Annotated in this window: 23 protein-coding genes and 1 pseudogene; 14 read left to right on the top strand and 10 right to left on the bottom strand. The window is 64.9% G+C overall.

What is annotated here, in order from left to right; genetic code table 11:
- Positions 1-88 precede the first annotated feature (88 nt).
- The 3 genes from ACIBJI_RS14815 (at position 89) to ACIBJI_RS14805 (ending at position 3,137) form a co-directional block, all read left to right on the top strand.
- Entirely contained in the window at positions 89-787 is a 699-nt protein-coding gene (locus ACIBJI_RS14815) for a WYL domain-containing protein (RefSeq protein ID WP_364354658.1), read from the top strand.
- A 97-nt stretch (positions 788-884) separates the two neighbouring features.
- Positions 885-1,262, top strand: a complete 378-nt coding sequence (locus ACIBJI_RS14810) for a VOC family protein (RefSeq protein ID WP_364354655.1) — start codon at positions 885-887, stop codon at positions 1,260-1,262.
- A 225-nt stretch (positions 1,263-1,487) separates the two neighbouring features.
- Complete coding sequence (locus ACIBJI_RS14805) at positions 1,488-3,137, top strand: NTF2-like N-terminal transpeptidase domain-containing protein (RefSeq protein ID WP_364354652.1); 1,650 nt, start codon at positions 1,488-1,490, stop codon at positions 3,135-3,137.
- On the opposite strand, the gene ACIBJI_RS14800 is transcribed toward ACIBJI_RS14805, so the two are convergent.
- The 3 genes from ACIBJI_RS14800 to ACIBJI_RS14790 all read right to left on the bottom strand — a co-directional run bounded on the left by ACIBJI_RS14800 (position 3,138) and on the right by ACIBJI_RS14790 (position 7,110).
- On the bottom strand, positions 3,138-4,811 hold the full coding sequence (locus ACIBJI_RS14800; protein ID WP_364354649.1) for a SulP family inorganic anion transporter: 1,674 nt from the start codon (positions 4,809-4,811) through the stop codon (positions 3,138-3,140).
- A 2-nt stretch (positions 4,812-4,813) separates the two neighbouring features.
- Positions 4,814-6,649, bottom strand: a complete 1,836-nt coding sequence (locus ACIBJI_RS14795; protein ID WP_364354646.1) for a phosphoenolpyruvate carboxykinase (GTP) — start codon at positions 6,647-6,649, stop codon at positions 4,814-4,816.
- Between the two features lie 92 nt (positions 6,650-6,741).
- Entirely contained in the window at positions 6,742-7,110 is a 369-nt protein-coding gene (locus ACIBJI_RS14790) for a metalloregulator ArsR/SmtB family transcription factor (protein ID WP_364354643.1), read from the bottom strand.
- Between the two features lie 156 nt (positions 7,111-7,266).
- On the opposite strand from ACIBJI_RS14790, the gene ACIBJI_RS14785 reads away from it, so the two are divergent.
- Both ACIBJI_RS14785 and ACIBJI_RS14780 read left to right on the top strand, forming a co-directional pair.
- The gene (locus ACIBJI_RS14785) at positions 7,267-7,983 is read left to right on the top strand and encodes a response regulator transcription factor (protein ID WP_364354640.1); all 717 of its coding nucleotides are present in this window, start codon (positions 7,267-7,269) and stop codon (positions 7,981-7,983) included.
- Positions 7,980-9,473 carry a HAMP domain-containing sensor histidine kinase gene (locus ACIBJI_RS14780; RefSeq protein ID WP_364354637.1) on the top strand — a complete coding sequence of 498 codons (1,494 nt, stop codon included), beginning with the start codon at positions 7,980-7,982 and terminating at the stop codon, positions 9,471-9,473. The genes ACIBJI_RS14785 and ACIBJI_RS14780 overlap by 4 nt, the downstream gene beginning before the upstream one ends.
- Before the next feature lie 4 nt (positions 9,474-9,477).
- Here the strand turns inward: ACIBJI_RS14780 and cqsA are convergent, their stop codons facing one another.
- Complete coding sequence (cqsA, locus tag ACIBJI_RS14775; RefSeq protein ID WP_364354634.1) at positions 9,478-10,710, bottom strand: alpha-hydroxyketone-type quorum-sensing autoinducer synthase; 1,233 nt, start codon at positions 10,708-10,710, stop codon at positions 9,478-9,480.
- 151 nt (positions 10,711-10,861) lie between these two features.
- Here cqsA and ACIBJI_RS14770 point away from each other — a divergent pair, with 151 nt between their 5' ends.
- On the top strand, positions 10,862-11,518 hold the full coding sequence (locus ACIBJI_RS14770; protein ID WP_364354632.1) for a response regulator transcription factor: 657 nt from the start codon (positions 10,862-10,864) through the stop codon (positions 11,516-11,518).
- Positions 11,515-12,699 (top strand): sensor histidine kinase, encoded by a 1,185-nt coding sequence (locus tag ACIBJI_RS14765; RefSeq protein WP_397084501.1) that lies wholly within the window; start codon positions 11,515-11,517, stop codon positions 12,697-12,699. Before ACIBJI_RS14770 ends, ACIBJI_RS14765 begins: the two co-directional genes overlap by 4 nt.
- Before the next feature lie 17 nt (positions 12,700-12,716).
- On the opposite strand, the gene ACIBJI_RS14760 is transcribed toward ACIBJI_RS14765, so the two are convergent.
- Positions 12,717-13,109 carry a hemophore-related protein gene (locus ACIBJI_RS14760; protein WP_396955296.1) on the bottom strand — a complete coding sequence of 131 codons (393 nt, stop codon included), beginning with the start codon at positions 13,107-13,109 and terminating at the stop codon, positions 12,717-12,719.
- Between the two features lie 90 nt (positions 13,110-13,199).
- Positions 13,200-13,835: a class I SAM-dependent methyltransferase gene (locus tag ACIBJI_RS14755; RefSeq protein ID WP_364354623.1), complete on the bottom strand. Its 636-nt coding sequence runs from the start codon at positions 13,833-13,835 to the stop codon at positions 13,200-13,202.
- A gap of 61 nt (positions 13,836-13,896) precedes the next feature.
- On the opposite strand from ACIBJI_RS14755, the gene ACIBJI_RS14750 reads away from it, so the two are divergent.
- Entirely contained in the window at positions 13,897-14,397 is a 501-nt protein-coding gene (locus ACIBJI_RS14750; protein ID WP_364354620.1) for a GNAT family N-acetyltransferase, read from the top strand.
- 151 nt (positions 14,398-14,548) lie between these two features.
- A complete protein-coding gene (locus tag ACIBJI_RS14745; protein WP_364354617.1) occupies positions 14,549-15,127 on the top strand; it encodes a GNAT family N-acetyltransferase in 579 nt (192 codons plus the stop codon).
- A 138-nt stretch (positions 15,128-15,265) separates the two neighbouring features.
- On the opposite strand, the gene ACIBJI_RS14740 is transcribed toward ACIBJI_RS14745, so the two are convergent.
- Both ACIBJI_RS14740 and ACIBJI_RS14735 read right to left on the bottom strand, forming a co-directional pair.
- Positions 15,266-15,499, bottom strand: coding sequence for a hypothetical protein (locus tag ACIBJI_RS14740; RefSeq protein WP_397084498.1), 234 nt, complete (start codon positions 15,497-15,499; stop codon positions 15,266-15,268).
- 4 nt (positions 15,500-15,503) lie between these two features.
- Positions 15,504-15,641 (bottom strand): hypothetical protein, encoded by a 138-nt coding sequence (locus tag ACIBJI_RS14735; RefSeq protein ID WP_364354611.1) that lies wholly within the window; start codon positions 15,639-15,641, stop codon positions 15,504-15,506.
- Between the two features lie 494 nt (positions 15,642-16,135).
- On the opposite strand from ACIBJI_RS14735, the gene ACIBJI_RS14730 reads away from it, so the two are divergent.
- Both ACIBJI_RS14730 and ACIBJI_RS14725 read left to right on the top strand, forming a co-directional pair.
- On the top strand, positions 16,136-17,485 hold the full coding sequence (locus ACIBJI_RS14730; RefSeq protein WP_364354608.1) for a hypothetical protein: 1,350 nt from the start codon (positions 16,136-16,138) through the stop codon (positions 17,483-17,485).
- Entirely contained in the window at positions 17,482-18,528 is a 1,047-nt protein-coding gene (locus ACIBJI_RS14725; RefSeq protein ID WP_364354605.1) for a PPOX class F420-dependent oxidoreductase, read from the top strand. The genes ACIBJI_RS14730 and ACIBJI_RS14725 overlap by 4 nt, the downstream gene beginning before the upstream one ends.
- A gap of 30 nt (positions 18,529-18,558) precedes the next feature.
- Here the strand turns inward: ACIBJI_RS14725 and ACIBJI_RS14720 are convergent.
- Positions 18,559-18,721: pseudogene (locus tag ACIBJI_RS14720) on the bottom strand (transposase); the annotation flags it as partial.
- A gap of 544 nt (positions 18,722-19,265) precedes the next feature.
- Between ACIBJI_RS14720 and ACIBJI_RS14715 the strand changes: the two are divergent.
- The 3 genes from ACIBJI_RS14715 (at position 19,266) to ACIBJI_RS14705 (ending at position 23,424) form a co-directional block, all read left to right on the top strand.
- Complete coding sequence (locus ACIBJI_RS14715) at positions 19,266-20,399, top strand: ThiF family adenylyltransferase (RefSeq protein ID WP_364350135.1); 1,134 nt, start codon at positions 19,266-19,268, stop codon at positions 20,397-20,399.
- On the top strand, positions 20,396-21,604 hold the full coding sequence (locus ACIBJI_RS14710; protein ID WP_397084496.1) for a hypothetical protein: 1,209 nt from the start codon (positions 20,396-20,398) through the stop codon (positions 21,602-21,604). Before ACIBJI_RS14715 ends, ACIBJI_RS14710 begins: the two co-directional genes overlap by 4 nt.
- A 704-nt stretch (positions 21,605-22,308) precedes the next feature.
- The gene (locus tag ACIBJI_RS14705; RefSeq protein ID WP_397084494.1) at positions 22,309-23,424 is read left to right on the top strand and encodes a hypothetical protein; all 1,116 of its coding nucleotides are present in this window, start codon (positions 22,309-22,311) and stop codon (positions 23,422-23,424) included.
- A gap of 148 nt (positions 23,425-23,572) precedes the next feature.
- Here the strand turns inward: ACIBJI_RS14705 and ACIBJI_RS14700 are convergent, their stop codons facing one another.
- Entirely contained in the window at positions 23,573-24,811 is a 1,239-nt protein-coding gene (locus ACIBJI_RS14700; protein WP_397084492.1) for an erythromycin esterase family protein, read from the bottom strand.
- Between the last annotated feature and the right edge of the window lie 14 nt (positions 24,812-24,825).

The following is a 24,825-nucleotide window of genomic DNA, read 5'->3' as shown; positions in this document are numbered from 1 at the left end:
GCTATGCGACACCCTCAGCCGATACCCGAATTCCGCCAGGGCAATTCGGTTCGCGGTGGCTGTCGGTGGTCGACGCTAGCGTGGCGGCGTGAACCGTACGGATCGGCTGTATGCGATCGTCGAGGAGTTGCGCGCGGTGGCGCCGCGGATGCGGACCGCGCGAGAGTTGGCGCAGCGTTATGAAGTGAGCGTTCGGACGATCGAACGCGATATCGCGGCATTACAGCAGGCGAGCATTCCGATCTACGCGGATGTCGGCAGGCGCGGTGGGTACGCGTTGGAGAAGAGCATGTCGCTGCCGCCGCTCAACTTCACGGCGGCCGAGGCGGTCGCACTCGCCGTGGCCTTGGCACGCCGCGAGGCGACACCCTTCGATCAAGCCGGGCGCAGCGCATTGCGCAAGATTCTGGGAGTGATGTCGGAGCGCAATGCGGCCGCCGCCCGCGACCTCGCGGCGCGCGTTCGACTACTGGACCCGGTTGATGCGCAACCCGTCCCAGCGATTCCGTCGGTCATCGGCCAGTCGATCGAGACGGGACGGGTGCTGCGCATCAGCTATTCGGACCGCTTCGGCGCGGTCAGCGAGCGGGAGGTCGAGCCGACGGCATTCCTCAATGGATCGCACGGCTGGTATCTCATCGCGTGGTGCCGGTTGCGTGCGGAGTCGCGGTGCTTCCGGCTGGATCGCATCCGCGCGGTGACCATAACCGATACACCGATGTCGCCGCGCCCGCTCACCCCAACCGATATACCGAAAGACCTCGAACTGCGCACCGTCGCGCTGTGATACGAAATCAGCGGTAAACACCGACAGGGGGTTGTCGCCGCGCCAGGTGATCGTGATCGGGCAAGGCACAGATACCCGATCGCGAGGAGAAGACACGGTGAGCACTCCCCCTTTCAATACGGTGGCCTGGTTCCAGGTCGGCAGCGATAAACCGCAAGAGGTCGAGAAGTTCTACGGCGAACTGTTCGGCTGGAGCTTCGCCGCGGACCCGAATGCCGACGGCTACGACTTGGTCAGCTACCCCGCGAGCGAGGCACCCAGCGGCGGGATCTCGCACACCCCCGACGCCTCGGCCAATCACGCGACCTTCTTCGTACTCGTACAGGATGTGGCGGCCACGGTCACAGCCGCCGAAAAGCTGGGCGGAAAGGTGTCGGTCCCACCGGTCACCGGCAAGGACGGTCTCGTCTTCGCGCACATCCGCGACACCTCCGGAAACGACTTCGGCGTCTTCAGCCCACCGCCGCAGGCGTGATCGGACGGGGACCTCGACCATCGGCCGAGGTCCCCCGGTCGGCTCGAACTTTGTTGCGGGGAGCCAACATAAGGCCACATCTCGAGTCCATCGCAATTCGGCGGCTATCCGATTTATCGAATGGATGACTGCCGAATGCGCGGGCTAGCCTCGAAGTCCATTGCGCTGCGCCTGCGGATGCTGACGACCATCAATCGCGGTTGAACTCGAGAATCGAGGATCCCGATGAGCATTTCCCCGGGTCATGGCGTCGGGCCGCACATGAGTCGCGCACGTTGGTCGGCCGCACTCGGCGCACTGATTCTCGCAGTGGCACTGAGCGGCTGTGCCTGTTCGTTCGAGGAGTATCCCGATGACGCGAGGGTCGCGGTCGAAGAGTTCACCGCGCTGCTGAACAAGCGGGATGCGGATAACGCCGCGAAATTGACCTCCCAACCAGTCAATGCCGCCGCATCGCTGCGACAGATATTCGAAGGGCTCGGCCCCGGTGCTCCGGACTTCCGTCTGTCGCAATTCATCGCATTGGATACCGGGGAGGGCATCTTCGCCCTGCAGGGCGCGTGGACATTCGGACCCGATCGAAGCTGGACATATGACGCGCAGGGCACGGTACGAAAGTTGGCGACCGGCTGGCGCATCTCCTGGGAACCCACGATCGCTATGCCGCAACTGGACAACACCCGCAAGGTCCACCTGGTAAAGGCCTACCCAACGCCGCCGCCCGTGGTGAAGGACAGTCTCGGACAAACGTTGATGAGCGAGCAGATCATCGCTGTGGTCCGGCTCGATCCCGCGCGCATCACCGATCTGATCGCCACCACCGACGCGCTGGCGAAGGCCATCGCACCGGTCGCCCCGCTTATCACCGGAGAGTCCTTGCGCGCGCAACTCGCCGCTGCCAAAGGTCAACCGGTCGTCGCTGTGAATCTGCGGCAGGACGACTTCGCGGTTCTCGAACCGGACATCACGCCGATTCCCGGGGTGGTGGTGCAGCCGCAGCCACGGCTGATCTCCGCCGACCGCCGCATCCAATCCCCCATGCTCGACGCGCTGCGCACGGTGTGGCAGCAGAATCGGGACAGAACTGCGGGCTGGGCGGTTCAGCTATCCGGCCCCGACGGACTTCCGGTCGCCAATATCGCGGGACAGCAGGGCACACCGGCGCCGGATGTGCCCGCCACCCTGGATCCGTACTGGCAACGCGCCGCCCAGGATGCGGTCAATTATCTGGGGAATCCGGCGGCCGTCGTCGCGATCCGCCCCGCGACCGGAGCCATTGTCGCCGCGGCCGAGAACAATGCGGCCAGCACGAACGAACCGGTGGCCTTCGCCGGGCTCGCCCCGATCGGCGGCACGACTGAACTACTGCGTACGGCCGCGGCCACCATCGCGCACAAACCGCCACAGAACGTATCCCTCGACGAGATCGGCCAGGCCGCCCGCATGCTCGGACTCGGCGTCGACTTCGAGCTGACGGGTCTGGACAAGGTGAGTTCGCGAATCCCGACTCCGGGCACCGAAGAGGTCCGACGCGGCGGCCGGGCGAGCGAGATCCAGGCCAGCCCCTACGGTATGGCGATCTTCACCGCCGCCATCGCCAATGGACACATCACCCCACCCATGATCGAAATCGGCCGCCCCGCAACTTCCGCCGAGTCGAGCCCGCTGCCCGCCGCGGTGGTCGACCAGCTCCGCGCCCTGATCGGCGGCGGCGGATATGTCACCACCGCTGGCGGGCAGGGCTGGCTGCTCGCGAATACCGGCGAGTTGGTCTTCGCGCTGCATGTCGAGGATCCGGACAGCAGCACCACCCTGCGCAACGCGGCCGAACGCATTTTCCATCCGAACATTGCCGAGGACCGCGCTGCCCCGTAATCACCTGTGGGTGCGGGTATTCGCCCCAGACTGCCCGGCACTGAAGTCTTTGGCAACCGGCATGTAGCGGCGGGCATGATCAATCGCCTCGCGAGTGTTGGCGAAGAGGCTGTGCTCGCTATCGGCAGGGAGCGCACCGATGGCGGTCAGTCGCCGCCGGTGGTCGGCACGCAGGCCGGAAAGCAGCACCTTGATATGGCGGTGCTCGAGTTTGGCGATGGCGTCTTTGAGCACCAACGCACCCGTCGTATCCAGCGCCGTCACCTTCGACATGCGCAGGATCACCACCTTGACATCGGCGACCTCGGCCAGCTCCAACAAAAAGCGATGCGCGGCCGCGAAGAACAGCGGACCGTCGATGCGATAGGCGACAATGTGCTCGCGCAGCAACTCGTGTTCCTCGGCGAAGTAGTCGTTTTCATCGAGCGGCACCTGCTCGAGCCGCGCCTCGCGCGCAACCGAACGCAAGGCGAGCACGATCGCGAACGCGACACCAACCGCGACGGCCGTGACCAGGTCGAGTGCCACAGTGACCCCGAAGGTGAGCGCCATGATGATCGCGTCACCGCGCGACGCACGGGCTATCGCCAGCAGCGAGGCCGTCTCCACCATCCGCACCGTGGTCGCCAGCAGCACACCGGCAAGCGCGGCCAGCGGGATATCGGCGACCAGTGGCGCGGCAAGGTAGATGATCGCGGCGAGCAATGCCGCGTGCGTCAGCGCGGCCAGCCGAGTACGGCCGCCAGAGCGGACATTAACGGCGGTGCGGGCAATGGCACCGGTCGCGGGCACACCACCGAACAGTGGCGCCGCGATATTCGCCAGACCCTGCCCGAACAGTTCGCGATCCGGGTTGTGCCTGGTACCGACGCACATGGAGTCGGCCGCAGTCGCCGACAACAGCGACTCCAGTGCGGCCAGCGCGGCCACCGCCAACGCGGGCGCGAGCAACGACCCGAGCTGATCGAAGTGCACGAATCCGACCGACGGCGCGGGCAATCCGGGCGGAATGGTCCCGATCCGCGCGAGATCCAAATCGAACAGCTCGGCAGTCACGGTGGCCGCGGCCACCGCGACCAGCGCGAACGGCAGTTTCGGCAGATAGCGACCGCCGGTCAGCACGACCGCGGCCACCACCAGCGCGGTCACCGGGGTCACCACACTCGGGTCCTCGATGAAACGACAGACCGCGTCGAGGGCCGACTGCCACACCTTGTCGCCCTCGGCGTGCGTAATCCTCAGGGCAGCCGGAAACTGTTGCAGGGCAATAACAACCGCGATACCCGCCGTGAACCCCTCGAGCACGGGAGCAGGCATATACCGGACCGCGCGTCCCACACCGGCCACTGCGAGCACAACCAGGACGAGGCCCGCCATCAGCCCCACGGTCAGTACCCCGCTCGCCCCGTGCTGATGCACGATCGGAACCAGCACGACGGTCATCGCGCCGGTCGGTCCCGACACTTGGAAGCGCGAACCGCCGAATACCGCGGCCAGTGCGCCGGCGACGATGGCCGTGGCCAGACCGGCCGCCGCACCGAGCCCGGAGCTGATGCCGAAGCCCAGTGCCAGCGGCAAAGCCACCAACGCCACGATCAACCCCGCCAACAGGTCCGCGCCGGGCGCGCGGAACGCGGGTCGCCATTCCGACCAGGTCGGCAGCAGCGCCCGCACGGTCAGCGGTTGCCGAGTAGGCGTAGCTTCAGCGCGGCCAGTTGCTCGCGTAATACCTCGGGAAGGCGGTTGCCTCCGATGGTGGCGTACCACTCATCGATCAACCGTGTCTCGGCCACCCATTCCTCGGTATCGACCGCCAACGCCGAACCGATCAGCCCCCGGTAGTCCTCGTCGAGGCCGGTGAGGTCGAGCGAGTCGGCGGTCGGCACATGACCGATCGGAGTCCATTGCGCCTCGATGCTACCTTCGATGCGTTCCAGCGCCCACTTCAACACCCGTGCGTTATCACCGAATCCCGGCCACAGGAATTTGCCGTCGGCGGTTCGCCGGAACCAGTTGACCTGGAAGATCTTCGGCAGTTTCGTGGCATCCGCGCCAGCGCCGAGCGCCAGCCAGTGCGCGAAATAGTCCCCGACGTGGTAGCCGAGGAACGGCAGCATCGCCATCGGATCACGTCGGACCACACCGACCTTGCCCGTCGCCGCCGCGGTGGTCTCCGACGACAACGTCGACGCGACGAATACACCGTGGGCCCAGTCGAAGGATTCGGCGATCAGCGGCACCGTGTTGGCGCGGCGCCCGCCGAAGAAGATCGCCGAAATCGGCACGCCCATAGGGTCGTTCCACTCCGGGGCCACCGACGGACACTGCTCGATCGGGGTGCAATAACGCGAATTCGGATGTGCCGCAGGGGTACCCGACTCGGGTGTCCAGCTCTTGCCACGCCAGTCGGTGAGGTGCGCGGGCGGCTGGTCGGTCGCGCCCTCCCACCACACGTCACGGTCGTCGGTCAGCGCGGTATTGGTGAAGATCGAGTTGCCACCATCGATGGTGGCGATCGCATTGGGGTTGGTCTTGACACCGGTTCCCGGTGCGACGCCGAAGAATCCGGCCTCCGGGTTCACCGCGTACAGGCGACCGTCCGCACCGAACCGCATCCAGGCGATATCGTCGCCGACGGTTTCGGCCTTCCAGCCGGGCAGCGCCGGTTCGAGCATCGCGAGATTGGTCTTACCGCACGAGGACGGGAACGCTGCCGCGATGTAGTGCGTCTTGTCTTGTGGCGAGGTGAGTTTCAGGATCAGCATATGCTCAGCGAGCCACCCCTCATCGCGACCGAGCACCGAGGCGATCCGCAGCGCGAAGCACTTCTTGCCCAGCAGCGCATTGCCGCCGTAGCCCGAGCCGTAGCTCCAGACGGTGCGCGATTCCGGGAAGTGCGCAATGTACTTCGTCTTATCGCACGGCCATGGCACATCCGGCTGGCCCGGCGTCAGCGGTGCACCGACGGAGTGCAGGCATCTGACGAATTCGGCGTCTTCGGAGAGGGATTTCCACACCGGCTCGCCGGAGCGGGTCATGATCTGCATCGAGGCCGCGACATACGCCGAATCCGTGATCTGCACACCGTATTTCGGTTCCTCCGCAGCCAAAGGACCCATGCAGTAGGCGATTACATACATGGTCCGGCCGGACATCGCGCCGCGGTAGTGTTCGGTCATCACCGTGCGCATGTCGACAGGGTCCACCCAATTGTTCGTCGGGCCCGCATCCGACTGCTCCTGCGAGCAGATGAAGGTGCGGTCTTCCACCCGCGCGACGTCCTCGGGATCCGACGCGCACCAGAACGAATTCGGCTTGCGATCGAGGCGCACGAAGGTGCCCTTGTCGACCAGCTCCGCGGTCAGGCGGTCCCATTCCTGCCGCGAACCGTCGCACCACATGATGCGATCCGGCGCGGTCAGCTCGGCGATCTCCTGCACCCAGGCGATGATGCCCGGATGCCGAGTCGGGGCCTGCGGGGCCAGGGTGGTGGACGCGGAGCGATCGGTCACGTGACTCTCCTCAGAAACTATCTAGGTATCTAGTTTAGAAAATATGCAATCAGCGGTCACGGGTTAGCCATCGAGTTCGCGCTGACTTCGGATCAGGTGTGTACGCCGGTCGGCGCGCTCTCAGTCGGGTTCTCCAGTAATTCGGCCTGACCGGCGACCACCCCGGTCAGAATGGCACGAGCCGCGACCAGCAGTTCTTTGACCCGCGGCGATGTCAGCGCGTACGTCACGGAAAGGCCCTCACGCCGCGCCGTCACCAACCCGGCGCGGCGTAGGACGGACAACTGCTGCGACAGGTTCGCCGCCTCGACCCCGACCTCGGGCAGCATCTCCGACACCGCATGCTCGCGCTCACTGAGCAACTCCAACACCCGGATCCGCACTGGATGTCCGAGTGTTTTGAAGAAGTCGGCCTTCATCTGATAGAGCGGCCTGCTCAATCCCGGCACTTGGTGAACCATCCTCCGGTCCGATGCGAGTATCGACAGCAATACATTGATTTCATAGTTTAGCAAACAGAGATATGAGCGGAACAGTAGGCCCAGCTGCGCCACGCTCACAGCCAACACCCAGCTTGTCTCGAGCTGCGGCCTTGCTCGGCCCGTCACGCTTGTGGAATGAGCAGAGCAGAGCCGGAGGCACGCATTCTCGTCGTCGACGATGAGCCGATGATTGTCGAGCTCCTTGCGGTCAGTCTGCGATTCCAGGGGTTCGAGGTGGTCACCGCGATCAGCGGGACGGACGGGCTCGACAAGGCACGCCGGTTCCGGCCGGACGCGCTGATCGTGGACGTGATGATGCCGGGCATGGACGGTTTCGGGCTGTTGCGGCGGCTGCGCGCGGACGGGGTCGATGCGCCGGTGCTGTTCCTGTCCGCTCGCGACGATGTCGACGACAAACTCACCGGGCTGACGCTCGGCGCCGACGATTACGTCACCAAACCGTTCAGCCTCGAAGAGGTGATCGCCCGGTTGCGTGCGATCCTGCGGCGGTCGGGCCGGGATGCCGTCGCGGACCTGTCTTCCCGCATCACGGTGGGCGATATCGAACTCGACGAAGACAGTCACGAAGTCTGGAAAGCGGGTGTACCGGTGGCATTGTCACCCACCGAGTTCACGCTGCTGCGGTATTTCATGGTGAATTCGGGCAAGGTGCTCAGCAAGGCGAAGATCCTGGATCACGTGTGGCGCTATGACTTCGGCGGTGATGCGGGGGTGGTCGAGTCGTATGTGTCGTATCTTCGGCGCAAGGTCGATACGACCGAACCGAAGCTCATCCACACCCTGCGCAGCGTCGGCTATGTGCTGCGCGCACCGCAGCCGAGTCGGATATGAGACTGCGCCGATCACTCGCGCGGCGGGTCTCGGCCATCCCGCTGCGGGTGGGACTTGTTGTCGCCCTGGTCTTTCTGGCGGCCATGGTGCTGGTTTCCACAGGTTTCGCGGTGACCTCCGCTTTGAGCCGGTCACTGACCGCGCGCACCGACGAGCAGCTCTACGATGCCGCACGCTCGTGGGCCCAGCCACGCGAGATGAAGCAGGTCCTCACGAATGACGGTGCGACGGTATGGGTTCCGGCCGACCTGCCGCAGGCGCCGACACCGCGACTGTTCACCGATCAACCACGCCGCTTCTACGAGTTGCACAAAGGCCCCGAGGGACAGATCTATCCGGGCACCTCGGTCACCGTCGCCAGCATCGGCACCACGCCGGATACCAATGGGCGATCGGCATCGGTCCCCACGACCGTCGGCTCGACCGACGGCTCCGAGGTGCGGTGGCGTGCCCTGACCACCAGCAACCAGTACGGCTCGACGACCATCGCGCTGCCGCTCACCGATAACCAGGAGACGGTATCGCGATTGATCTACTTCGAACTCGGCACCGGAGCGGCCGCGCTGATCGCGCTGGGTGTGGTCGGATATTTCGTCGTGCGACGCAGCCTGCGGCCGCTGCGCAACGTCGAGAAGACCGCGGCGGCGATCGCGGGCGGCGACCTACACCGGCGCGTTCCGGTACGTGGTGTCGATACCGAGGTCGACCGGTTGGCGCGGTCATTGAACGCGATGCTCGCACAGATTCAGCACGGCGTCGCCGCCACCGAGGCCTCCGAAGAAGACGCCCGACGCTCCGAACGCCGGATGCGCCAGTTCATCGCCGACGCCAGCCACGAATTGCGCACCCCGCTCACCACCATTCGCGGTTTCGCCGAGCTCTACCGCCAAGGCGCGAGCACGGATGCGTCCATGGTGGTCGGCCGCATCGAGGCCGAGGCCGAACGCATGGGCCTGCTGGTCGAGGACCTGCTCATGCTCGCGCGCTTGGACGCGAGACGCCCACTCGACCGCAGTCAAGTCGATCTGCTGACACTCGCTGGCGATGGGGTGCACAATGCGCAGGCCATGGCGGCACGGCAGCAACCGCAACGCCCGATCACCCTGGAGGTCCGTTCGGGCGTCGGCACCATGGACGTGACCGGCGACGAGGCGCGATTGCGTCAGGTGCTGGCCAATCTGCTCGGCAATGCGCTGGCCCACACTCCGGCCACCGCCGCGATCACCGTGCGGCTCACCCCATCCGCCGATGATGTGCGCATCGACGTCATCGACACCGGCCCCGGTTTGCCGCCGGATGCCGCCGCCCGAGTCTTCGAACGGTTCTATCGCACCGACGACTCGCGCACCCGGGCCAGTGGCGGAACAGGTTTGGGGCTATCGATCGTGCAGGCTCTCGTGGCGGCGCACGGTGGCCGGGTGAGCGTGGACAGCGAGCCGGGCAACGGCGCGACCTTCACGGTGATCCTTCCGCGTGCGACGGCCGCCTGATAGCTCACCGAGTCGGCACGAGTTGCGGTGCAGGCGGTACGGGCATCGGCCTTTCGTGACGCACCGGAGCCATCGCGCCGAAGTTGTTGCGCACCTCGGCGCACACCTGGATCAGTCGCTCCACCTGCATATCGGTGAGCCCCGCGTGCAGCGAGAAGCGGATGCGCGCGTGTTCGGGCGCGGTGGCGGGCCAGCACAGGATCGAACCGAAAACGCCGCGAGCCTCCAGGAAGTCGCGGATCGCGATGGTGCGCTCATCCGAACCGGTCTGCAGCGCGACGATATGGCTGGCCGAACCCTCCAGATCGAATTCCAACGCCAACAGCGCGCGCCGCACGACAGCGGATATCTCGCGCAGCCGGACCCGCCGCCAATCGTCGATGCGAATCACCTCGAGCGTCGCGGCCAGACCGGCGATATCGTGCGGCAACAGTGTCGCGGAGAAGACGGCGGGATCGGATTCCATCTTGAAGTAGTCGACGAAATCGATATTGTTCGCGGCGACGAATCCCGCACGGCCCGCGAAAGCCGTTGCGAGGCTGGCGATCCGGAACGGCACCCGGTCGGCGAGGCCGAGCGCGACCACCATGCCCGCACCGTAGGGCCCGTCGGTGCCGAGCGAATGCGATTCATCGACCACCAGCACGCTGCCGGTTTCGTCGGCGACATCACAGATCTGGGTGAGCGGACAGCGGCTCCCGTTGGTGCCATAGATCGAATCCACCGCGATGATGCCGGGTCCGTTTTTGCGGATCTCGTCGCGCAGATGGCCCGGAAAATTGTGTCGGAACGAATATACCGGCGCACCAGCGGTTTTCGCGCCATGCCAGAGCGACATGTGCGCAATGTGATCGACATAGACCGGCGTATGCGCATCGGCGATCGACTGCATCAATCCGGCATTCGCATCCCAGCCCGACTGACACAGAACTCCGCCCGCCGCCCGCATATGTTCGGCAAGTGTCTTTTCCAGCGCGATCTGCGGATGGTCGGAACCGTGTAGGAAGACGCCCGACGGCGGCGCTCCCCCGCTCGCGTACTGCAATGCCGCGCACATCGCGCCGACGATATGCGGCTCGTGGGCGAGCGCGAGATAGTCGTTGCTGGTCAGCACGACGTCACCCGGCCTCGGTTCACGACCGTGCAGAATATGCCGTCCGCCCCATGCGATCGCGACCCGTTCCCTGTGGAATCGGTTGACGCGAAAGAATATGCGGTCGGCGACCGACATTGTCATCTGAACTCCTTTCACTGCTATCAGCTACTACAGAGCGCACACCGAGCAGATTGAATCACTCCGCATCGCCGGATGCGCCGAAATCGCCAACTCGACGCGGGTTCTGTCGCACTAACAGCGCCCTAACAGCGACAACAGGCACGATGGTCGAATGCGGGTACTGGTGGTCGAGGACGAACGGTTGCTGGCCGATGCGATAGCCCACGGGCTGCGGCGGCGTGCGATGGCGGTCGATGTGGTGCACGACGGCGCGGATGCGCTCGAACGAGTCGCGGTGAACGACTATGACGTGATCGTGTTGGATCGCGATCTACCGAAGGTATCCGGGGATACCGTCTGCACCTCGCTCACCGAGGCGGGCAGCGATGCCAGGATCCTGATGCTGACGGCTGCCGCCGCGGTGGCCGAGCGGGTCGCGGGGCTCGGACTCGGTGCCGACGACTATCTGACCAAACCGTTCGCATTCTCCGAATTGGTGGCACGAATTCAGGCGCTGGGGCGGCGCGCGCGTCCCGCGACACCATTGGTGCTGGAGCGGGCCGGGATTCGGCTCGACCCGCATCGGCTGACCGTCACCCGCGACGGGCAGCCGGTTTCGTTGTCGCGCAAGGAGTTCGCGGTACTGGACGAACTATTGCGTGCCGATGGCGGGGTGGTGTCGGCCGAGCAGTTATTGGAGAAGGCATGGGACGAGAACATCGATCCGTTCACGGGGGTGGTGCGATACACGATCATGATGGTGCGGCGGAAGCTGGGCGATCCGCCGGTGATCGAGACCGAGGCGGGCGTTGGGTATCGCATCCGATGAGGGGCCGCACCATTCGGCTCCGGCTCACCCTGCTGTACGCGGGCGCGTTCTTCATCGCGGGGGCGATTCTGGTTGCGCTGATGTATTTCTATCTCGATCGGTCGCTGGATCGGCGACACGGCATGGGTGCCCAGATCCTCGTGCGCGAGTACCTGGCCAAGCGGAACCGGCCGATCGTCACCGAGGAGTTGTACGCGGCACTGACCGCGCAGGCCGCCAAGGAGCGCCGCGACACCTTGGAGGCGATGCTCGTTTGGTCGCTGGTCTCCCTCGGTGCGATCGGGATCGTCGCGGGCGGACTGGGTTGGCTGCTGGCCGGGCGAGCCCTGCATCCGCTACAGCAGATAACCGCGACCGCGCGACGGGTGGCCGATCGCAGCCTGCACGAGCGGATCGCGCTGACCGGACCCGATGACGAAATCAAGGATCTCGCAGACACTTTCGACGCCATGCTGGAGCGATTGGATCGCGCCTTCGACGGTCAGCGCCGCTTCGTCGCCAATGCCTCACATGAACTGCGCACACCGTTGACCATCAATCGCACGTTGATCGAGGTGGCGCTGGACGATCCCGAGGCACCCGAATCGACGCGTCGGCTCGGAGCAACGCTTTTGGAGGTCAATAGCCGGCACGAGCGACTCATCGACGGATTGTTGGTGCTCGCGAGCAGTGAGCAGCGCCTCATCGAGCGCAGTCGGGTCGATCTGGCCGAGGTGGTCCGTCGGGTGGTCGCTGTCGCGGGCGATGCCGCCGACCGGGCCGGTATCGAGATCCGCACCGATATAGCGTCGGCTCGGGTCTCGGGCGATCCGGTACTGCTGGAACGTCTGGCACAGAACTTGGTGGACAATGCGATTCGCTATAACATCGCCGAAAACGGTTGGGTTTCAATCAGTTCGGTTAGCACAGGCAGCAATGCGCAACTCGTCGTGGAGAATACCGGCCCGGTAGTGCCTGCCTTCGAAGTCGACGGACTCTTCGAACCGTTCCGCAGACTCGCCTCCGGCGAACGGGAACCCGAAACGGCGCATGCACCGAACAGCCGGGGCGCGGGGCTGGGGCTGTCGATCGTGCGATCGGTCGCGCACGCGCACGGCGGCGAAGTCCGGGCGACCGCGCGGGCCGAAGGCGGACTCACTGTCACGGTCACCATCGAGAACCGAACGGGCGACGCCGGATAGCGCCGCCCGCGTTCAACTCAGTAGTTGTGGCAGGTGTTCGCGATCTGCCGCAGCTTGTCGATCTTCTGCTGGCCCTCGGGCGAGTTGCGCTTCTCCTCGATCTTGGTCCGCGCGTTCGGGTGGTTATCGAGCCACTGCTGGGCGCGCTGCTTGCGCTGCTCGACCGGCAGGCCGAGGAATTCCTGCAGCTTCGCCTTGCGATCGGGATGGCTGTCCAGGCGTTCGGCGAGCTTGGGCGCCTCGGCATGAATGGCCGCATCCACCTGCGCGAAGCTGCATGTCGTCTCGATCAGTCCGCCGCCGATGCCCGGTTGCGCCGAAGCGGTTCCGGGAACCAGTAGCGCCCCCGCCGCCAGCAGACCGCCGAGCGCAACAGCTGTTCGCACGAATCCGGTACGGGTGTATGTCATGACAAATGACCCTTTCCATTGGCGATCGGATCACGGCAGGCAGTGCCGCGACCCGATGCACAGTCCACCAGGGTCGGTGTTTGCACAGCGCTAGGAATGGCGCACGCGGGCGAGCCAGGCGGCCTCGTCGACAATGCTGCCCGGCGTGAGACCGAGTTCCTCCGCCTCGACGACCGCCTCGCTGACGCGTCCCCGATAGCGTGCGACCTCCAGTTCCTCCAACTCCCAGCCCGCACCGAACGCGTCGGTGATCGCGGAGCGGCTGATGCGCGGGCCGAAGCCGGGTTCGGCGTCGGAGAGCGCGAGGATGTGGAGATACCCGCCGGGCTTCAGGACCCGGTGCAGGCTGCGCAGATAATCGGTCGGATCGCCGTTGTCGTGAGCGAAAACATGGAAGAGCGCACTGTCGAGAATGGTGTCGTAGCGGGGCTCATCCCCGAGATCCAGCGCATCGGCCACCTCGAACCGCGCGGCAACCCCGCGCTCGCGTGCATTTTCTCTGGCATAAGCGATCGCACTCGGTGCCAGATCCAGTCCGAGCACGTCATAACCGAGCTCGGTCAACCGAATGGTGTGCTCACCGGCACCACACCCAACATCGAGCACCGCACCCCGAATCCACCCCCGCTCGATCAGTTCGAGCACCGCGGGCTGCGGCTCCCCGATCACCCACGGCGCGGACCCGTTGTCATAGGCAGCATTCCAGAATTCAGCCGGTCGATTCATACCCCCAGCCTTCAACCTCAACCAGGGTTCATGTCAACCCTCGCCGGGCTACATTGCGTTGATGACCGATCCCCCGCACCTGCGCCTCGCCCGGCCCGAGGACGCCGAATCCATCGCGGCCATCTGGTACGAAGGCTGGCGCGATGCCCACCTCGGCAATGTCCCCGACGAACTCATCGCCGTCCGGCCCCAGGAATCGTTCGGCGTACGCGCCGCCGAGCGAATCGACGACACCGTTGTCGCGATCATCGCCGACCAGGTAGCCGGTTTCGTCATGACCCTCGACGACGAAGTCGACCAGGTCTATCTATCCCGCCACCACCGCGGAACCGGAATCGCCGCCTCCTTGCTCGGCGCCGCCGAGGCGCGCATACGTGCTGGCGGTCATTCCCGCGCCTGGCTGGCGGTAGTTCCGGGCAACACCCGAGCCCGCGCTTTCTACACGCGCAACGGGTGGGTCGATGAGGGACTGTTCAGCCACCAGGCCCCTGGGCCCGATGGGCCCGTATCGGTTCCTGCTCACCGCTACGTCAAACAGGTCGGTTCCTCGCCGAAGAACTAGGCGCCTGACCATTCCGCGGAAAGGTGGCGAGTTGCGGTTCGCCAGGTAAGTCGCGGCGCAACAGGCTCCTGGCGTGCATTACCGATCCGGGGAATCCCGACCAACCCGTTATTGCGTTGCCTCAGATCGGATCAGCTGCCAACATCCCAGGATGGGCACCGAGCAACCAGCCGCGCTTGCGTCCGGAATTGCGCCGCCTCAGCAGATCGACCTGGGTGACCTGCTGCTGCGCCGTTGGCAGCCCGAGGATCTGATGCTGCGCTTCGAGGCGGTCGCCGTCTCCTTCGACCACCTCCATCCATGGATGGACTGGCTCGCTGAACCCATGACACTCGAGCAGCATCGTGCCTTCGGCGACACGATGGCGACTAGCTGGCCAAGCCCCCACGGAAGCTGCAACTACGGCATCTTCGACGCCGAGGGGACCTTACTCGGTGCGATCGGAATCCACGACCGCGTCGGGCCGCACACGCTGGAAATCGGGTACTGGTGCCATATCGCGCATACCGGCCGCGGAGTGATCACGCGCTCCGCCGCCGCACTGACGCGAATCGCGTCATCCCTACCTGGTATCGGCCATATCGAAATCCACTGTGACGAAGCCAATATTCGCAGCGCGGCAGTACCCCGCCGACTCGGATACCGGCTCGACCGGATCGAACCACGCGAGGTGCGCGCGCCTGCGGAATCAGGCCGTGGCATGTTCTGGATCAAGGACCGGAAGCTGTGAGCGTCTGATCTGACGTGCATCGTTCAGCGAGCAGGGCTGGGGTCTCCCTGGTGTCCAACTGCCGTGTCACGTGTGTTGAAAAGACCAGTTTATCGCGAACGCAGCACGGCGCGGCACGGACGACGGTTGAACGCTCGATCAGGCTTCTGCGTTGCGAACGCTGGTCGACTCGTCCCCGATCGTGTCGCTCTTGTCGGCATCCAGGAGCCAGCCGTCCTCACCGACTCGACACAGCCAGCCATCGGCTGCGCGCTCGTAGATCGGCAAACTGTCGGCTGGCGCAAGGTCGAGCTTGAAATGCGTTTCTTCGTGAAAAGCAGCCAGCAACGCGCGCACCGACGCAGCGATCTCATCGCGAGAACTCTCGGACATCTGCCTACGCCTCCAATGGATTCGGCAGGTCCTTGCAGTTCATGAGCGCCGCCCAGTAGTCGTCTCGAAGCGCGTCCCACAGATCACCGTGCTTGGGCAGCAAATCCCGCGCGGCCGCCAAATCGGTATACGGATCGAACACGACCGTTCCGTGTTGCACCCCCGTCAGCGGCGCGCGCGACGGCAAGCAATACGCGGCGAACGACTCGGAAGTGAACTCGACACGCAAGACCCGAGCCGAACATTCGACCAACCGCCACACCGCAACCTTGCAACCATCCTGAGTCTGCGTGGTACGCAACCGATCTCGTCGCATCATGCGCCCTCACGGTGTGCGGCTGGCGTGGACTCGGTACCTCGGCGCTCCTTGTGCCCAGCCCACTCGCGGATGGCATCCGCAAAACGCTCGACGACATCGGCCGTAGCGCCGCTGTACGCAGCAGGCGGCCCGACAAACGGATATCGGTGCGGCAGTTTCGAATTCACCGTGATCCCTCCCCGTAGCTGTAGATCAGGCACCCGACACCCGGGTGCCCCTAAAGCGTCGCCGACCGGCCACTTCGATCCCAGCCACGAAACCGCACACAAGTAATACGCTTTCGATACCGAGCGTTGTGGACGCGAACAGGGGTGGCCATGATCGTTACCAATTGGACGGGTGTTGAAGTCAAGGCTCTTCGCATTGCCGCTCTGCGACTCACGCAGGAAGCGTTCGCGGAGCAACTCGGCTACCAGCCGGTGACCGTGCGGAAATGGGAGCGTTCGCTCGACAACCGTCCAGTGCGCGGCAAGTCCGCACAGGACCTCGACAGCGAACTCGTGCGACTGAACGACGACCAGGCCGCACGATTTTGGGCGGCCGTCACCGAAGCGCGTTCGGCAGTTTCGGTGCATCCTGGCGTGTATGAGGCCGACGCCTTGTCTGATCGGCCTGGCGGCTCGCTCGGTGTCTATGCGTGGGAAGTCGATGGTGACGTGAAACGGCGGGAGTTCAGCAAGTTAGCTGCGGCAACCGGTGCCGCTATGGTCCTGGACTCGTGGGATCTCAACAGGGAGCGAATCGGCATGTCCGATGCGCGGCGTCTGCTCGACCGCGTGGACCAACTGGTCTGTGAGGATCAGCGAGCTGGTGGGGCACCGCTGGTGAGCTGCGCCGTGGAGGGACTCGCCCGCGCCAAGCACCAGTTGGAAACATGCGGGTTCGATTCGGCGGCGGGCGACGCATTCGCTAGTGCGACTGGCGAACTCGCCGTAATGACCGGGTGGCTGGCATTCGATGCGGACATGCACCCGCTCGCACGGCGCTGCTTCTCCGATGCGATGGCGCTGGCCAGTCAGGCAGATGATCCCGATCTGACCGCGCACACATGCTTATATGCCGCGAATCAATCGATCGCGCTCACCCAAATGGGACAGGCAAGCCCACACCATGCGTTGAAGCTGGTCGATCGAGCGCGAGATCTTATGCGGGGCAGACCTCCTGGACGGATCCACGCCTTGATCGCAATCCGGCAGGCGCAGGCTGTGGGTCTGCTCGGGGATCGCAACGCGTTCGGTCGTGCCATCGCAACCGCGTGGCGTGAGGTAGACCAGGCTGTGGAGCACGAGCCCATCGAAGAATGTCCGGCTTGGCTGCGGTTCGTCGGCCATGCCGAGGTACGCGGCCACGAAGCGCGCGGATATGGACGGGTTGGCAACCTCGCAAAGGCGGTGGACTTGCTGGAGGCTGCCGTTAGTGACCAAGCGTCCGTTCGGAATTCAGTAAACGCGCGGGCATGGCTGGCGTCGGCGCGGGCTGCGACCGGGGACTTCCCGGGTGCCCTGGCTGAAGCGATGCCTGTGATACAGCATCTGGGCAATGCGGTTTCGTCACCGCGCACCGTCAAGGTCCTCGTACCCGTCCGGCGCGCAACAGCCACTTTGTCCATTGGCGCGGAGTTCGGTCAGCGATTCGACGCTCTCACGCAGACAGCGATCAACGCATGAAATGGCCCGACGCAGTCGTATTCCAGCACCTCGATGCCGCACAGGCCCGCGAGCTCCGCGCAACCGTGGCCGACATCTATAGCCGGTCCTACGTGGATGCGATCGCATCCGGCGACCCGTTCGACTCGCCGGAGCAGTTCATGCATCGCTTCGACACTTACACCTCACCCACCCGCGCCCACGCATTCGCTATGGTCATCGCATACCGGGACGGGAAACCAGCCGGACAAACATGGGGATGGACGCTCGGCCCAAATGCGGCATGGTGGAAGAACTTTCGGCCAGACAGCACCATCACCGACCGCGACGCCTTCACCACCGAAGACGGCACCCGCACCTTCGCACTATCCGAAATCATGGTGTGCACGAACCACACCGGGCAAGGCCTGGCCCGAGCCCTGCACGACGAGCTGCTGAACAACCGACCCGAGCAACGCGCAACCCTCTTGGTCGAACCGGAGAACGACCGCGCCTACCGAGCGTATCGAAGCTGGGGTTGGACCCGCGTCGGGATCACCAAACCGAGTTGGCCAGACGCACCCACATTCGACGTCCTGATCCGCGATCTGACCGGGAATGCCCGACATGAACCACTTCTGGGAAGAGGTGAGGGCGCTGCCGAGGCTTCCAACTACGCTTCATCGGTGACTTTCACTACGAATGAGCAGCAGTTCCTCGCGGAGGCCGGGATCGGGCGGCTGGCCACGGTATCGCCCGACGGCGTCGTGCAGAACAACCCGACCAGCTATCGGGTGAACGCCGACGGCACCATCGACATCGGCGGTATGCGCATGCGCAACAGCCGTAAGTACCGCAACGTCGAGGCAGGCAGTCGGGTCTCGTTCGTCGTCGACCAGCAGGTCTCGTTGGACCCGTACGTTATTCGCGGCATCGAAGTGCGCGGCACGGCCGAGGCGCTCGACGACCAGGAGCCGCCGTTCCCTCCCCAGGAACGCTCGATCATTCGGATCCATCCCGAACGAATCATCTCCTGGGGCATCGACAGCGGCTCCTTCGATTTCACCAGTCGCACGCCCAACTAAGAGGTCACGACCGTGCCCCCTTGGGGGCACAGCACTCCAGCGTGACCGGTTCAGGAAATGCTGCAAACCGTCCGGCTCCACCACGCTGGCGGCGTCGGCCAGCTGCCAGGAATTCTTGCGCTCCGCCGGCGCCAGCAACCCCGTCGGATAGCCGCGCCCACCGCCGCGGCTCTGCCCGATAGAACACCCCCGCTACCCGTGCGAACACCCCATCGAAACCGGCTCGCCAAGCCGAAAGATCCTCGGCCACAACATCATCCAGCACCCGAGACAAACTACCCCAAATCAACTCTCTTGCAGCACAACAAAATACAACTGTCGTGCTAGGCCGAGACTCGCAGTGGCTCACCAGATTCCAGACCGACCGCACAAGCAGGGCTTGACAGTACGGCGCTACGTACCTCAACGTTGTACACGTAAACGATGTGCACCTGATCGATGTGCACATGAATAGTGGACATCGATATTGTGCACTTATTTGATGGCGAGGAATTGAGTTCATGAAAAAGTCCAAAAACAAGGCACCCGCTCAGCCGACCATCCAGGATCGCGTCGTGATCAAGATCCGGCGCTTGGACAAGAAGGAAACGACCGGCAGTACCTCGGCGTCGGGCGCGTAGGCGTCACCGCAGGGTGCGCCTTCCATCCGGAGAGTCGCGTGGAGGTGCACCCTGCCTGGTTGGCCAGCGGGCGATGCCGCACCTCGGCGAGCGAGCCCGATATCGGGAGTCCCCTTGATGGACGGCACAATACGCGCCTCGGGCATGGTGCGTCCGCGGGTCAAACCGGAGCATGTCCCGTATGTCACCGTGGACGGCAATGTCAGGATCGGCGCGACGGTCCATGGCGTCGGTGCGGAGATCGAAGATCCGGACGGTTGGGTCTGGGTCCTGGTCGGGGCGCTGGACGGAACCCGGTCACCCCAGGGGGTGCTGGCCGTGGTGAAGTCCAGCCATGGGGATGTGCCGGATGCTGACGTAGCCGATGCTATGCAGCAACTCCTCGACGCCGGATTCGTCGAGGACGCCGGCGTACCCGTTCCGGCTCAGCTGTCCGAGCGTGAGCTGGAACGCTACTCGCGCGGCATGGCGTTGTTCCACTGGCTCGACCAGACACCCCGCTCGAGCCCCTGGGACATCCAGATCGAATTGAGCCGATCCCGGGTTCTCCTGATCGGCGTCGGCGGCACCGGCGGAGCTGTCGCGCAAGGGCTCGTCGCCTCAGGCGTCGGATATCTGCACTGCGTCGACTCCGACACCGTTGAACTGTCCAATCTCAACCGGCAGGTCCTCTACCGCGAGGATGACATCGGGAAGTCCAAGGTCGACGCCGCGATGGCGCATCTGCGCGCCCTCAACTCCGATGTGGAGGTCACGGGCGAACGGCGGCAGGTCGACGGACCGGCCGACATTGCCGACCTGCTCCGGCCCGGATACGACCTCGTCGCCCTCTGCGCCGACCAGCCGCGCGCGATCCGCAGATGGGCGAACCGTGCCTGCCTGGCTGCGGGCATTCCTTGGGTGACCGGCGGCTATCACGGCCCCATCACCTCGGCCGGCGCCTATGTCCCCGGTAAGGGCCCATGCTGGGAGTGTCTGCACGATCAGGAAATCGAGCAGGCCGATATGCGCCTCCCCCCGGACGTGCCTTTGGACAGCCTCGGGCCGCGACTGCCCTGGCAGCCCGCCAACGTCGTGTCCGCCGCTATCACGGGCAACCTGCTCACCCACTTCGCACTCGCCGTGCTGACCGGCGCGCCGCCGGTCGAGCCAGGCTTTCAGTACGGCGTGAACCTCGCTGTACCGGGTCTATCGGCCCTGAAGCGATACCCACGCCGACCGGACTGTCCTTCCTGCGGGGATACTCGGTGACCGAACGGCCCGTGGCCGACATCCTGCCGGCGAGCCAGATCCGCCTGTACGACTTGGCGATCCGCCCGGATCATGGGGAATGGATCGTGGGCCGGTTCGAGACCCGCCAGTTCGTGGCGCTTCCGAGGGCGGGCGCGGTCGCGATCGACCTGCTCGGTGCGGGGCTCACCGTCGAGCAGGCGGAGGTACGTCTGGCCGACGAAGAGGGCTGCGAGTTCGATGTCCTGTCTTTCGTCCGAGAACTGATCGCGCTGGGCTTCGTGGCCGAGATCGACCACCACCCCGTGCCATCCGAGATGCCGCAGCCGGCGTCCTTTCCCCGAGTGCGCCCCGAACACGTCCGATTCGCGCTCAGCCCGGTTCTGCCGGTGTTGTTCGGCAGCTTGATGCTGGCGGCAGTGCTGGCACTCGCCGTGCGGCCCGACCTGCTGCCAAGCTTCCAGGACCTGCTCTGGAGCCCGCGGGGCAGTCTCGTGCTGGCAGTCGGCTTCGTCGGCGGGTGGTCGTTGGTCTTCGTCCATGAGCTTGCGCACTTTGTCACCGCACGGGCCACGGGCGTCCACGCTCGGATCCAGCTGGGCACGCGGCTTCAATTTCTGGTGGCCGAGACCGATATCAGCGGGATCGAAATCGCCTCGCGCCGGCATCGACTGACAGCCTATTCGGCTGGCATGGCGGTGAATCTCTCGGTCGCCGCGACAGCGGTCTTGCTGCTGACGGTGACCGTCGAGACCACAACAACGCATAAGATCCTGGCCGCGGTTATGGTGCTGGCGTTGCTGGCGCTGCCGTTCCAGTTCTTGGTGTTCATGCGTACAGACGTCTATTTCATCCTGCAAGACCTTACTGGCTGCCGCGACCTGTTCGGCGACGGCAAGGCGTATGCGCGCTACAGCGGGAATCGGCTGTGGGGCGCCATTACCGGGCGCGGGCAGGCTCTGCAGGACCCGAGCCGTTACCTGCCTGAACACGAACGTCGCGCAGCGCGCGTCTACAGCGCTTTCCTGGTATTCGGCACGACGCTCTGCCTGGCCTCGATGGCGGCGTTCACCATACCCGCCGACGTCACACTCATCTCCCGCGCCGTGACCCGACTCGGCCCCGAACACCCGATGACGACCAACCTGGACAGCATCGTCGTCCTCCTTGTCCTTGGCACAGTGCACACTCTCTGGGCGGTGACATGGTGGCGAAGGCGTCGGTGAACAACATCGCTGACGGTGCCGTGCTCTCGCGATCCACCGGAGCTACCGAATACACCAGCACCGGGAGCGCACCCGTACCGGTAAAGGAATGGCTGGCCGATCAGTGCAGGAGGGCAGACCCCGCTGGACTCGTCTGCCCGGGTCATCCGCTCACGTAGCCCTGCGGACGGCTGGGTTGCCGCTGCTTACGGTGCGCGCCACCCGAGCAGGGGTCCAGGCCGTGGCGCATCGCTGCCGCCCCAGCCGCGTCTACCAGTCACTGGGCCGGACGCATTGGCTGGCGCAGTACTGCTGCTGCTCGGAGCCGTGCTGGTCCAAATGGCCGGGCCCGAAGGGGTTTTCCGCGGACGCGGCCCGACTACGGATTGCCTCGATCTGATGGACGACCCGCGTGGGCGCGGCCGGGCGCGTTCCACCGCTGTCGGCCCGATTGCCTACCGATGCATCGCCGATACCTAATCCTGTCGGCGATCCCGACCGGCGAAAGCGCTGGTACGAGTGCAGTTTGTGTGGCATGTGCGGCGGGGCCCAGGGCGATAGGTAGTTAGTGGTAAACCGGCCGGTATCGACTGATGCGTAGTTTCCCCCGGATCTCGGAACATTGGTGCGGACTTCATCTCGTGGACGAGAACGGCGACCATGATCGAAAAGTTTCCTCCATCCGATCGATGTCGGCGCGACAGTGTCGCTGGGAAGGCGCGCCGATGAGCCAGGTCCCGCAGGTCCTGGGAGCTCTGCTCTTGCTTGCGGCCTTCGCCGCCGCCCAGGCCGGCCTGGTGGACGACACCAAGATCTCCTACCTCGCGGCCAATGCGGTCGGCAGCGCCATACTCGCCGCTATCGCCTATGCCGACCACAATTGGGGTTTTCTGCTACTCGAAGGCACCTGGGCACTGGTATCGACAATCTCGTTGGGCCAGCGGAATTTCGGCGCACGGGCCGGGCACGCGAGCGCTACGAGCAGGCCCGCAGTCTGTCCTGCCGAGTTATCGATGCGGCCGAGCAGGTCGGTGACGCTGATCGGTGACGAACTGAGTAACCCGCAGCGTCTCATTCGTCTGCTGCGCAACTCGTACGCGACCTCGCAGGGACGGCAGTGGCTCCAACCGCATGTCATCTGGTGGGCGTTGACGTTCCTGCGGGACAACGGGGTGCGGGCGGATTTCGACGTTCTCACCGACCCCGAATTGCGCCGCAAGATAATCGAAATGCCCCTTCCCGTGGGACACGGTGCGGTGGAGCCGGCCGGGCATGCCCAGCAGAATTTCGATCTGTGGTGGTCGATCTTGATCGACATCGCCCGAACGGTCTACACGCCGCGCTGGCGACGTCTTCTCTCCGGCCGCAGGCGCAGCCTGCCGAATTACGCCGAGCTGCGCAACCGCACGACAAGTCTGGGCATACATCCGTGGATGTCCAGCGCCACCTACGAAGAAGTGTCGGCCATAGCCCAGTCGCTGGCCGTGATCGACGAATACACCCGCCGCGGTGGGGCCGATTCGGACCAGGTCATGAGCGAGGTACTGCTGCCCGAACTACTACTGGCCGAAATACATTGGCTGAAGGCACCGAGCGGGCGTCCGGGCGGCACCGATGCAGCCGGCGCGGACATCGTACTGCTGCGGCGATACGCGACCGTCGTGAACCGATGGTCCGACGATCGTTACCTGGACCCGTACGATCACATGTATCTACGCGCCGGAGATGTGCTCGAGAGCCTCCCGCCCGAATGTCCCTCATCGGTGCCGTGCACCGCCGATATGATTCGGCAGATGTACGACACGATCCGTCGAGCCGACGCGTCACCTGCTCGCCCCTGATCGCATCTTTCGCCGACCAGACCGACGGATAGGACGGCGGATGCAGCTGGCCTATCTCGCTGGCATTCTTCATTGGTAGTTGCGGGCGATTTCGCGCAGGCGACGCGTAACCCTTTGCCGCTCAACTACTTCTGGCAACAGCGTGTCCCTATCCACGGTTCTGAGTAGGGATCAGCGAGTGTGTCGGGGTGATCACCCGAATCCACAGCAGAATGTCGAACCAGTCTGCGAGTCCCGCGCCTGCGACGTAGTGGTCGCTGTCGCGGTGCGGATTATAGGTTCCGACGATGAGGCGAAGCTTCCCCGGACGGTGCAGCCAATCGTGTACCGCACCAGGCGATTCGGTCTGCAAGTCGAGAAGGTAGCTTTTGCGGTCGGGCAGGTCGAGCACGGTGTCGATGAAATCCGGTGACGGCGCGGGGATGTCGATGTCGGCGCGGACTTTGCCATGATGGAAGACGACAGCCAAAGAGAGATAACCATTGCCGAATCGCTTCCGCAGCAGCGATCCGGTGGTCGGGAACTCCTGCGCCAACGCGGCTACCGTAAGCCGGTCGGCAGCGGTGTTCGATACTCCCTCCCAATACATAATGCGCTGCCCGGTGCGGTGGTGCCAGTCGGCGATGCGGTCGGCGACGTCGGCGGACTCGGTAGCGAAGTTGCGCCGCCCCGCCGCGGTACTGGATTCGTGGTAGTGGACGATGCGACGGGCCGCATCAAGCACCTCCGGCGCACCGGCGATTCCCGGCACCGAATCGAGGAGCGCCAGTGCATCTTTGGCGTGATCGACGAACGGGCGACCGGGATGGGTGCCGTTGGCGCGCTGAATATGCTCGCCCGATCGGTGGGCGGTGAGGATAGGCTCGTAGTGGGCCTTCAGCTCGTCGAGTCGCTCCGGCGCAGCAGCAGCGACGAAATCCGAAACCTGCTCGTAGTGTATTGGTTTCGCCGCTTCCGGAGTGAGGCCGAACAGTCGCAACGGGTCGTCCGGGTGCCTGCGGTTGAATTCACGAGCCCACTCCAGCACAGCCAGCGTCTCAGTGTTACGCCATGGGACCCAGGCATCGTCGAGGATCAGCCGGAGGTCGCCGGCGCCTGTGCGTGCGTACTCGTCCATCGCCGCCACGACGGACTCGTCGTCCAGCAGTGCCAGTGCTCGGAATCCCTTTTGCTCCACCAGTATTCGCAACACACGATGCGCAGCCTCGGACGTCTCGCGCCCGGCGCGGGTCGTCATACCGATACCCGCGACGACCACCTCATCGACCAGATCGGCCAGCGGCTCCGCATGCAGGAGCGGTGCGTCGGGCTCGATCACGTCCAACGGACGGGCCGTGTCGCCGATCCACCGGGCGATCTCGGCCGTGTCGAGTTCAGGGTGAGACACAATGTCCTCCTACA

The sequence above is a fragment of the Nocardia sp. NPDC050408 genome, assembly GCF_044458905.1.
Classification (GTDB): Bacteria; Actinomycetota; Actinomycetes; order Mycobacteriales; family Mycobacteriaceae; genus Nocardia.
The sequence above is the reverse complement of the archived record's forward strand: the minus strand, read 5'-3'. Positions and strand labels throughout refer to the sequence as shown.